The organism is Akkermansia sp. UBA7090 (genome assembly GCF_002493465.1).
In the GTDB taxonomy this organism is placed as follows: Bacteria; Verrucomicrobiota; Verrucomicrobiia; order Verrucomicrobiales; family Akkermansiaceae; genus Akkermansia; species Akkermansia muciniphila_A.
In genome coordinates this window covers 116,622-128,266 of the sequence record NZ_DKYW01000025.1, presented here as the reverse complement: position 1 = coordinate 128,266, position 11,645 = coordinate 116,622, and the positions used below count along the sequence as shown (strand labels likewise).

At 57.1% G+C, this 11,645-nt stretch carries 6 protein-coding genes; 3 read left to right on the top strand and 3 right to left on the bottom strand.

Features of this window, described 5'->3' with window-relative positions; all coding sequences use genetic code 11:
- Nucleotides 1-291: 291 nt before the first annotated feature.
- The 3 genes from B3075_RS08830 to B3075_RS08820 form a co-directional block, all read right to left on the bottom strand.
- Nucleotides 292-2,532 (bottom strand): inorganic phosphate transporter, encoded by a 2,241-nt coding sequence (locus B3075_RS08830; protein ID WP_094136466.1) that lies wholly within the window; start codon nt 2,530-2,532, stop codon nt 292-294.
- 114 nt (nt 2,533-2,646) lie between these two features.
- A complete protein-coding gene (gene hrpB / locus B3075_RS08825; RefSeq protein ID WP_290487916.1) occupies nt 2,647-5,232 on the bottom strand; it encodes an ATP-dependent helicase HrpB in 2,586 nt (861 codons plus the stop codon).
- 36 nt (nt 5,233-5,268) lie between these two features.
- A complete protein-coding gene (locus B3075_RS08820; RefSeq protein ID WP_290487915.1) occupies nt 5,269-6,234 on the bottom strand; it encodes a phosphatidate cytidylyltransferase in 966 nt (321 codons plus the stop codon).
- A 523-nt stretch (nt 6,235-6,757) separates the two neighbouring features.
- Between B3075_RS08820 and B3075_RS08815 the strand changes: the two genes are divergently transcribed.
- The 3 genes from B3075_RS08815 (at nt 6,758) to B3075_RS08805 (ending at nt 11,630) form a co-directional block, all read left to right on the top strand.
- Nucleotides 6,758-8,977 carry a carboxy terminal-processing peptidase gene (locus tag B3075_RS08815; RefSeq protein ID WP_290492074.1) on the top strand — a complete coding sequence of 740 codons (2,220 nt, stop codon included), beginning with the start codon at nt 6,758-6,760 and terminating at the stop codon, nt 8,975-8,977.
- Between the two features lie 175 nt (nt 8,978-9,152).
- Entirely contained in the window at nt 9,153-10,841 is a 1,689-nt protein-coding gene (gene rpiB, locus B3075_RS08810; RefSeq protein ID WP_290487913.1) for a ribose 5-phosphate isomerase B, read from the top strand.
- 264 nt (nt 10,842-11,105) lie between these two features.
- Nucleotides 11,106-11,630 (top strand): hypothetical protein, encoded by a 525-nt coding sequence (locus B3075_RS08805; RefSeq protein WP_290487912.1) that lies wholly within the window; start codon nt 11,106-11,108, stop codon nt 11,628-11,630.
- The last annotated feature ends 15 nt before the right edge of the window (nt 11,631-11,645 follow it).

The following is an 11,645-nucleotide window of genomic DNA, read 5'->3' as shown; positions in this document are numbered from 1 at the left end:
CTCTTTCACTGCATCCGGATCATAACCGTTATGGGTAAGACAAACGCCCGGCAAATATGTTCAAACATTACTTCTTTTGTATGACACAAGCCCCGGGGCAACAAAAAAGCGGCTACGGAATTTCTCCCGTAGCCGCTCCAACTAACTACCTATGAAATCAGGGCTATTCTTGGTGATAAGGAAAGCTCTCGTTCCTCCCTTATCGAACATCCCTGTTCATTCAACATACCCTCATGAACTAAACGCTCAAGAATTTTTTACCTCCCGTGAAAAAAACAGAGAACCGCCGCTTTAGGCCGCTACAAAGTTTCGTTCGTCATTGGTCAGGGCCCGCACCTGCACGGCCATGAACCTCATCTCATTAAGCATGTTCAGATAAAGCAGGGAGGAACGGGTGCGCGTCTGGTTGCGCTGAGCCCGCTTGATCTGGCGCTTGGTGGCCTTCGCCACCAGTTGAAGAAGCTGTTCCTGGGCCACCATCGTGTAATCGAACTGAATGTACGTCCCCGTCTGGAGCATTTTGCAATATTCATCCAGCAGCTTGATGAGAGCGGCATGCACCTCCTTCAGATCGTCCACCTGGTCAATCGTAAACGGCGTGTGGTTATTATCCACGTACGTAAAGATGGACTCGGAAAATTGCGACAGGCTCTGCGTAGCTTCGTTCAAATGCTCCAGGGCCTGCACAAAGTGGTAACCCATATCCAGGGAGCGGGACTGCATCTTGTACAGGATAGGGAGAATATCGTACTTGTGATGCTCGCTGCTGGTCATGGCCAGCCGTTCCGCGGCATCCGCCAGTTCCTTCAGGGCCTTCCTGTCTCCCTGGAAAAAGTTTTCCACGGTGTCATTGTAAATCTCCCGCAGCTTGAGCGTGCTGTCCACAATCTGGTGGCTGCATACATCCAGAATATTTTCTTCCGTAATCTGGTCAAAACGCTCTACGGAAAGCTTACTCTCCCGCCTGCGGTGCATGATAGTGGACTTCACCAGAATGACAACGACCAGGAACAGCAGGCCGAAGATGGCGTAAACCTGCCCGTAATGCAGGATGGTAGCCATGATGGCAGCCAGCGTAAAGGCAGCCAGCCCGGTCATGAACCAGCCGGAAATCACCGTCAGCACGCCAGTCACGCGGTAAACCGCGCTCTCCCTGCCCCATGCCTTGTCCGCCAGGGAAGACCCCATGGCCACCATGAATGTCACATACGTGGTGGAAAGGGGGAGCTGCTTGCCCGTAGCCCATGCGATCAGCAGGGAAGCGACCGTCAGGTTCACCGTGGCTCGAATCAGGTCAAAGGCTACCCGGTCCTTGGGATTCAAAGGCTGGGGGGCGGGATCCCACTGGTGGTTCATGCGTACCAGCATGCGGGCGGGAATAAGCCTTTTTACCCCGCGTCCCAGGGCGATAGCGCTGCGAACAATGGCGCGGGCGGGGGGAACGGAGCCGAAACGCTCAATACCGCCTTCACCCTGTCTGGAAAGTTCCACGCCGGTGGCGATCACCGTTTTCGCCTTTTTGGAGAACCACAGGGCAAAAATCATCATGCAGCCTGCGGCGAACAGAATGTAATGGTTTACCGGCATGCCCTGCCCCGGCATCAGACACTCCATGGAGAGGATGGATGAGGGAGAGCCTCCGGCCGCCGCCACACCTCTGGCGTATTGGAAGGAATCCAGGCCGCCCATGAAAACGCCGATGAAATTCACCAGGTCGTTGCCCGCAAAGGCCAGGGCCAGGGAAAAAGTGCCCGCCAGAACGGTCAGGCGCAGGATATTCGTCATGAACAAATGCTGGAGCAGGAACATGAGCACGGAAAAACCGCCAAAGGCCGTGAGCAGGGCCATGCCCAGATTCTGGTCAATGTATTGGATGAACGAGGGTTCCATCAGGGTAGATTCCTTCAGGCCCTTGAAAACGGCGAAATAGGCGATCGCCGTCATGGCCATGCCGCACCAGAAGCAGCCGAACCATTTGAATCGGGACTGGTATTTAAACGTGAACGCCAGACGGGAAATCCACATGACGATGGTGCCTACCGTAAAGGCGATGGCTACGGAAAGAAGAATGCTGGTGACAATTTCAAAAGCCTTGTCCGTATTAATGAAATCCCACACAGACTGAACCAGGCGGAGTTTGGAAATCTTGAACAGGGCCGTCGCTACGGAAGACCCTAAAATACCGAACACCAGGGAAACGGTGGTGGACGTAGGCAATCCGAACGTATTGAAGGTATCCAGCAGGATCACCTCACTGATCATCACCCCCAGGAAGAGCAACATCACTTCATGATAACTGAACATGTTCGGGTGAAAAATGCCGTTGCGGGCCACTTCCATCATGCCTCCGGAGAAGCAGGCCCCCACCAGCACGCCGATGGAAGCCACGGTCAGGATCACCCGCACGGGAGCGGCCTTGGAACCGATAGCGGAATTGAGGAAGTTGACGGCGTCATTCGCTACGCCGTTGATCAAGTCAAATGCCGCCAGAAGCAACAGGGCCGTGATGATAATCCAGTAGATTGAGTCCATAACTGTCTCTTGTGAATGGTGGGCGGAGGGCGTCCGCGAGCTGCACCACCGCCTCTTTACACGGAAACGGTCGATTTTGCTACTGTTTTGTTACAGAAAAATCCTTTCTCCTTATCAACGGGAGCGTGACAGGAAATCCAGCTCCCCGGGGTCGGGCCAGCGGTGCCGGGGATAACGCCCCGCCAGGTCCTTTTTCATTTGCCCGTAGCCGTTCCGCCAAAAACTTTCCAGAGAACCCGTTACCTGCCACGGCCTCTGGCTGGGAGCCAGCACCTCCACAATCACGGGGACGGCCCCGTTGGCAATGCGCGGGGAAACAGCCACGCCGAACAGGCGCTGCACCGTCAGACTGATCACCGGGGAGGAATCCTCCCCGTACCTGACCCTGGCATGCTGGCCGTTGGGCAGCGTGAGGCTTACCGGCGCATAATCGTCCAGCGCCTTCGCCTGCCAGCCGGAAAGCCAATCCCTCAGCACGGGAAGAATCTCCCGTTCCTTGATGTCCTTATAACCTACGGCCCCTTCACAGACCAGGGAAATGGCGACCAGCTTGTCCTCCTCCGAAAAACGGGGCAGCTCCAGTTCCGGCATCCAAACGCTCAAACCATTAAGACGGCGTATCCACTGTTCCACGGCATCATTCCATTTCACCAGCTTCAGGGTACCGTCCACTACCTTTTCCGCCAGAACCGGGGCGGCCAGATCCGGAGAAGCATCTCCGCGGTCACGATCCTCCAGCACCAGATCTCCATACATCAGCCTCCGGCGCAGACGCACGCGGCGCAAAGCGGCATCGAAGACGGCTACCTCCCCGCAGGAAAAACGTTCCGGCCAAATGGAACGCAAATCTTCCGGCGCAACAAGCGTACAGCGTCCCACACGGGTTTCCACCGCCTTCCCGGACAATTCCGCCACCTCTGCGGCCACAAAATGCTCCCCATGAAACACCACGCTTCCTTCCGCCAGCCTGCCGCCCACACCGCCGGCCATGCGGCATGTATTGGCGGCCACGCCATTTCGAACACCCACATGGTCCGCAAAACTCTCAATCATCGCACGGACTACGGCAGGACGCGCCGCCGTAAAATCCGGTCCCGGCGTTTCCCGGACTTTTCCCCGGCTGCCGACGGACAGAAGCTGCCGGTATGCCATCCATGCCTCCCGCGCCCCGCGGGCGGAAATGCCCCAGCGGGTACACGTCCCCGCCCCAAAACCGGCCTCCACAGCCTTCTCCACCGCGCGCCACTCCGCCTGAAAATCCGTGTAATCCGCGGAATCGCGCAAATGATCGTTCAGCCCACCCTTCACCGCAACACCTTCTCCCTGCATCAGGGCAGCAATAGCGGCCAGTTCCACGGCGCACTGCTCATCCTGCCCGGCCACCATCAGGCGGGCCAGCCGGGGCGGCAGGGGAAAAGCGGTCATCCTTTTTCCCGTATCCGTCAGGCTTCCGTCCGCCTCCGTAGCGCCCAGGGCAGCCAACAAATTTACTGCCCGCTGCATCACCAGAGGGGCAGGAACATCCAGCCAACGGAAATTTTCCGGCACGTTGACGCCCCAGGCAGCCAAATTCAAAACGGCCCCGGCCAAATCCACCCGGAAACATTCGGGCGGGTCAAAATCTTCCTTCCGGGCCTGTTCCGCCTCACTCCACAGCCGGAAACAGCGCCCCGGAGCCACGCGCCCGGCACGGCCCGCGCGCTGGGCGGCGGACGCCTTGGAAATCTTCACCAGATGCAGCGTATCCATCCCCCGGTACGGATCCCAGCCGGACCGGCGCACCAGCCCGGAATCAACCACGGTGCGCACCCCCTCAATCGTCAGGGAAGTTTCCGCCACATTGGTGGAAACAATAACACGGGGAATCTCCCCCCGCTCCACGGCGCGATTCTGCTGCTCCGGCGTCAGAGCCCCGTAAAGGGGGAAAACGTCCCTGCCGCCCATCCACGGCTTTCCTGCCAGCAGATCCACCGTTTTCCGTATTTCATACACGCCCGGCATAAATACCAGCACATCCCCGCAGCCGTCCTCCCTCACCGCCTCCCGCACAACATCCGCCGCCTGCTCCCATATGGGGGGAGGCGCCACCCTGCCGCGTCCGTCACTGACCAGGCGGGGGGCCCGGTAAACGATTTCCACGGGATACTGCCTGCCTTGCGCTTCCAGAACCCGGCAGGAACTTCCCATATATTCCCGCAGGCCGGATATCTCCAGTGTGGCGGACATCACCGCCACGGCCAGATCCCGGCGCGGCCCTTCCTGCAGATCCAGCACACGCCCCAGGGATAAATCCCCGGAAAGGCTCCGTTCATGGAACTCATCAAACACCACGGCGCTCACCCCTTCCAGGGTGGGCCGTTCCGTCAGCCAGCGCTCCAGCATGCCGTCCGTCACATACGCGATACGGGTGCGGGAGGAAATATGCCGTTCAAAACGCACCGCATACCCCACTTCTTTTCCCAGCTCCACCCCGCGCAGCCGGGCCACATGCCGCGCCAGCAGACGAGCGGCCATCCGCCGGGGCTGCACAACGACAATCAGGCCGCGCTCTCCCAGCCCGGCGTCATCCATCATGGGAGGAACGCCGGTGGACTTGCCGGAGCCAGTAGGAGCTTTCAACAAAATGCGCGGAGAAGGAACCCGCAGAGCGTCCAGCAATTCTCCGCGGATTTCCTCAATGGGGAGAGAAGAAAAAACCATACCGGGTTACAGGGAATCCGTTCGCGCCGGGGACATTCAGCCGATGCAGGCCAGCAGGAACCAGAAAAACGGCACGGTGAAGGAAGGGCTGTCAATCAGATCAAAAATTCCGCCAATCCCCGGCAGCAGGGAACCGGAATCCTTGATGGCCAGGCTGCGTTTAACCAGGGATCCGGCCAGATCCCCGTAAACGGAAAGCAGAAAAATGAAGGAAATGCATCCCATCAGCATCAGCACCTGGTTGATGGACAGGGCGGAAATTCCGAACATCGGGAAAACCAGCCCTATGGCCGCCGCATTCGTCAGCGCCCAGGAACCGAGGATGCCCTCCCACGTCTTCTTGGGGCTGATGTGGGGAATAAGCCTGCGGGAAAAAATGCGGCCCCCCAACAAAAACCCGCTCACATAGGCAAAAATGTCCGCCATCTTCGTTACCAGAATGACCCACAGCACACACATGACAATGGCCGGATAAACATACCCCGCCCTCATATATGCCAGATGCAGGGCCAGAATGGCAAAAGAGAACAGCCAGACGGGATAAATAAAGGAAAGCAGCGTCGTACCCACGGAACGGAGCGCCCTGCTTCCGTCCACCGGGCGCTTCATCTCACGGATAAAGGAAATCACTACCAGGAGAACCGGAGCGGCAAGCGCCACCAGAAGAGGAAGGGGGATGAGGAAAGTAACCTGTTCCGCCAGGGCGCTTTCCCGGAATTTGGTGATGCAGCATGACCAGGACAGCAACACGGGATACGCCACCCCGAAAAAAAAGCCCAAGTTAGGCTGGGAGGCTTTGCCGGAACGCAGCAGCATGTGCCGCCATTCCCAGGCGGCCAGAATACAGAAGATGCAAACCAGACCGTAATATCCAAATTCGCGGTCCCACCACAGAGCCCCGGCCAGCAACCCAAGCAAAACCACGGTGCTGAATGAACGCTGCAGCAGAACCCCCATCTTGCTTCCGGAAAAATTCTTGTCCCGATTCGGTATGCTCATCATCACGCGAAGTGTACAGAAAACCGTTGCAACCTCAATCCTGAAATGCTTCCTTTCCTGCGGCGGCTCTTCAGAAAACGTCCGCGCTCCCTCCCCTTCCGCCGCGAACAGGAAAGCAATCATCCCGCCGCCTTTCCCTCTCCGGGAGGGATGCAGCAACGGAAAACCAAACGAAAGCGCCCGACAACAATCGGCGGACAGGCATGCGGGGAAAAAGCCATTTCCATGCAATTCCAATATGACAAATGCCGGACTTCCGCGCAAAATTTCAAACTTTATGGTGGATTTATCCACCCATGAATTCTCTTCTTTCCTTCTCCTGCGCCGCGCAGGGCCGCTCCCGCCACCGTCAGACATTTACGGATGAACCGGGTTCCATTTACTCCTGCCCCCCTTCCGGAAACAAGGAGATCAAAATAGCGTCATGTGGACGTTTTATAAGATAGACAATCACCTGCAAATCAGTAACACTCACATCCCAGCGCCAGCTTTTCCCCAAATGGGAAAAAACGCCCCCTTTTCCGTTATGAACATGCACTCATTCCGTTGGATCAGACTCACCGCGTTCTCGGCCCTGGCCGCAGCAGCCATCACTTCCTGCGCCTCTGCGGCTACGGACTTCAACCAGGTGGGCAAGCAAATGTCCCTTCTGCTCCAGAACTTCCACTTCTCCCGCAAGGAATTCAGCGATGAACTATCCGCCAAATTCCTGGAAACCTACCTGCGCAAGGTAGACCCCAACAAAATATTCTTCACCCAGCAGGACGTAGACGCCCTCAAAAGAAAATACGGCAAGGAGCTGGACGACTACCTGATGTCCGGCCAGATGATGGACGCGGCCCAGGCCATGCACGCCCTGTACCGCCAGCGCGCCATGCAGCGCATCTCCTATGCGCGGGATTTGCTGAAAAAGGGAGGCTTCACCTTTGACAAAGACAAGTCTATCGAACGTTCCCGCCGCAAAACAGCCTCCTGGCCCAGGAATGAGGCAGAAATGCAGCAGGTCTGGAAAGACATGGTGGAAGAACAGCTCCTGTCTGAAATCCTGCGCCGTGAAACCGTAGCGCGCCTGGCCAAGGAACAGAACAAGCCCGATCCCCTGGCCAATGAAAAGCCCGCGGAGGAAAAACTGCTTATGCGTTATGAACGCATCCAGCGCAATATTCAGGAAACGGATCTGGAAGACGTGGCGGAAACACTGCTCAGCGCCGTAGCCCTGACGTATGACCCGCATACGGATTACATGGGCGCGCGCCAGGTGGACCGCTTCAAGATTTCCATGGGAACGGAACTCACCGGCATCGGCGCCCTGCTGGGAAGTGAAGACGACGGTTCCACCAAAATTACCGGTATCGTCGTGGGCGGACCGGCTGACAAATCCGGAGAACTGAAGCTGAACGACCGCATCGTTGCCATTGACTCCGACAACTCCGGAGAAATGGTGGATATCCTGTTCATGAAGCTGGACAAGGTGGTGGATATGATCCGCGGAGCCGAAAATACCCGGATGCGCCTGAAGGTAGAACCTGCGGACGCCCCCGGACAGGCCAAAATCATTACTTTGACCCGCTCCAAGGTTCCTCTGAAGGATGAACTTGCCAAAGGTGAAATCATTGAACTTACCGGAGCTCCGGAAGGCAGGAACCGCATTGGCGTGCTGAGTCTTCCCTCCTTCTATGCAGACATGGAAGGCGGAGACCGCCGCTGCGCCAAGGACGTCAAAAAAATCCTGGAACGGATGAACAAGGAAAATGTGGACGGCCTGGTAATCGACCTGCGCAGCAACGGAGGCGGCTCCCTGGAAGAAGTGCGCCTGATGACGGGTTTCTTTACCGGAAACGGCCCCGTGGTGCAAATCAAGGACACCCGCGGCAACGTAGATATTAAATCCGCCCACAATCGCCAGAAACTCTTCAACGGCCCCATTGTGGTGCTCATCAACAAACTCAGCGCGTCCGCCTCTGAAATTCTGGCGGCGGCCCTTCAGGATTACGGCCGCGCCGTAATCGTGGGGGATGACTCCACCTTCGGGAAGGGGTCCGTGCAGCAGCCTGTGGACATCGGCCAGTACCTGCCTTTCTTCGCGGCCAGGGACCGCGCGGGCCTGCTGAAAGTCACCACCCAGAAATTCTACCGGGTGGCGGGCGGCTCCACCCAGCTCAAAGGCGTGGAAAGCGACATCCAGCTTCCCACCGCTACGACGGCATTTGAACTGGGAGAAGACATTCTGGACTACGCGATGCCCTATGACCAGATCACGCCCTGCACCAACTACAAAAAGGACTCCTCCATCGCGGCCATGCTACCCACCCTGAAAGACGCCAGCGCGAAGCGCGTGGAAAAAGACCGCGACCTCCAGATCGCCAGGGAAGACATCGCCATGATGAAACAGCGCATCAAGGACAACAAGCTTTCCCTGAACAAAAAAACCAGGGAACAGGAAAACTCCGCCCTGGAAGAACGCCGCAAATCCATCAACAAGGAACGCAAAATCCGCTTCGCGGAAATGGCCAAGGAAGATGCTACCAAATACAAAATTTACCGCCTGACGCTGGACGACGTCAACGCCAGGGAGCTGCCTCTGGCAGATCCGGACAAGGACAATGAACAATTCATGCACCTGGCGGAAGACCCCACGGCAGAACTGGACGACTCCCCGGAATACCCCTCCGGCCTTGATCCGGAACTCCGCGAAGGCATCAACATCGTCCAGGATATGCTGAAGCTGGAATCCTCCGGAAAATAACGGCACGCCCCTCGCTTGCCCCCTTACCGCCCCGGCCCCATTCAGGGGACCGGGGTTCTTTTTTCCGGGGTCAATCCCGGAAGCCGTGCCCTCCGAACGGCCTGGAATGAATCCGGGGCTTGCCAGCCGGAGGGAAATAAGGCAGTATTTTTGCCCGTCAGCAATGAGCACCACCATGAATACGACATACAAAATTGCCATCGGCGCGGATCACGCCGGAGTCGATCTCAAGGAAACCGTAGCAGAACTCCTCAAGGCATGGGGTCATGAAGTGACCGACATGGGAACCATGACCAAAAATTCCTGTGATTATTCCGACTACGCCAATGCAGTCGCAAGCAGCATTGCTGACGGCACCAATGACCGCGGCATCCTTATCTGCCGGTCCGGCATCGGCATGAGCATTGCCGCCAACCGCTGGGTGGGCGTCCGCGCCGCCCTCTGCCGCACGGCCCCTGCTGCGGCCCTCTCCCGCCAGCACAATGATTCCAACCTGCTCTGCCTGGCTTCCGCCTATGTGGACAATGAAAGTGTGGAAGACGTCCTGGACGCCTGGCTGCATGCTGACTTTGAAGGCGGACGCCATGAACGCCGCGTCGTTAAATCCTCCGGCAGCCCCCTGCAATGGACGGACCCGGAACTGGTGGCCCTCATCCAGGAGGAAGGGCGCCGGGAAAGCAACAACATTGAGCTGATTGCCTCTGAAAACTTCACTTCCCCCTCCGTCCGGGAAGCCCAGGGTTCCCTGCTGACCAACAAATACGCGGAAGGCTATCCCGGCAAGCGCTGGTATGGCGGCTGCGAGGTGGTGGACAAAGTGGAACAGCTCGCCATTGACCGCGTGCTGAAAATTTTCGGTGGGGATCATGCCAACGTGCAGCCCCACTCCGGTTCCCAGGCCAACATGGCCGTTTACTTCTCTGTTCTGAAACCGGGCGACACCATTCTCACGATGGATCTCTCCCATGGCGGCCACCTCACCCACGGGCACAGGGCCAACTTCTCCGGCAAACTGTACAATGTGGTTCACTACGGCGTATCCCAGGAAACAGAAGCTATTGACTATGATGCTTTGGAAAAACTGGCTCTGGAGGTGAAGCCGCAAATGATCACGGCGGGAGCAAGCGCCTACTCACGCACAATAGACTTTGAACGCATGGGCCAGATTGCCAGGGCCTGCGGTGCCTACCTGTTCGTGGACATGGCCCACATCGCGGGCCTGGTGGCCGGGGGACAGCACCCGAATCCGGTTCCCCATGCGGACTTCGTCTCCTCCACCACACATAAATCCCTGCGCGGTCCCCGCGGCGGCTTCGTCATCTGCAAGGAGGAATACGCCAAAAAACTGGATGCAGCCGTCTTCCCCGGAATGCAGGGCGGTCCCCTCATGCACATCATTGCCGCCAAGGCAGCCTGTTTCGGGGAAGCTCTGAAGCCCGAATTCAAGGACTACGCGGCCCAGGTTGTCAAAAACGCCAAGGCCATGGCGGCAAAAATGGCGGAACTCGGCTTCCGCGTCGTCTCCAACGGCACGGACAACCACGTATTCATGGTAGACCTCCGCAACAAGGGCATTAACGGCGCAGACGCGCAGGAAGCCCTGGACCGCGTAGGCATCACCGTAAACAAGAACGCCATCCCGTTTGACACGGGTTCTCCCATGAAACCCTCCGGCATCCGCATCGGCACGCCTGCCGTGACCACCCGCGGCATGAAGGAAAAAGACGTGGAACAGGTGGCCGAATTCATTGCCCGTGCGCTGGCCCTGTATGTAGGCGACCAGGTATGCCCGAATCCGGACGGCTTCTCCCGGCTTAAGGAAGAAGTTTCCGCGTTCAACCGCAACTTCCGCCTGCCTCATTAAAAGCATTGCCTTTTCACGTTCAAGCCGTCCCATTGCCAGCAATGGGACGGCTTGCGCTTTTCATGGGAATAATGAGAACGGCAGGGGAATGCATCAAAGGGCCTTCCCGGACGGCCCCCAGAGTCCTGCTGAAGGGGATGAGGCTTCTTCCGGCGAATTCCGTGAAACGGGAAATAACCTTGCTCCCCACTCATTTATCATATCTAATACGGGATAATGGTTATCCAAAAAAACCATTTTAATAACAATTTGATATAAGATACGATGAACAACCTTGTAATATACCTGCTTACGGGAGCATCCATGCTGTGCCCCCTGAACGGAAGTAGCGAAGAAAGCGCCCCGGCCGCGCCTGCGCCAGCAAAGGCCTCCAAAGACGATTTCCTGCCGGACTGGAACTTTAGCGGTAAGGTCTATCAGGTCACGGCAAATCCCATTGTCTGGAATGATGACCGTTCCCTGGCCGTCGTTTATGACGAGACGGCCTCGGGCGTGCTTTGTTATACGTTCTGGTGCCTGAAGAGAAATGCGAAGGGAACGATGGTCCCCATTGCCAAATACAAAATATGGACAGATCTTTTAAAAAAAGGAATCCTGCTGGATGAAAAAGGTCTCACCGTCATGCTGGAAGGATCTGGGGGAAGACCGGGAACAACGAAGATCAGCCATCATTTCCCGTTTACGATTCCACAGGCTCAAATATCATTTCTGCGAAATGAACCGAAGCACTTGAACGGAGTGGACAATGAGGATCTGAAAAAGGAATGGGAGCATTTTCTGGACCAATGATCCTGTTTGCCACAG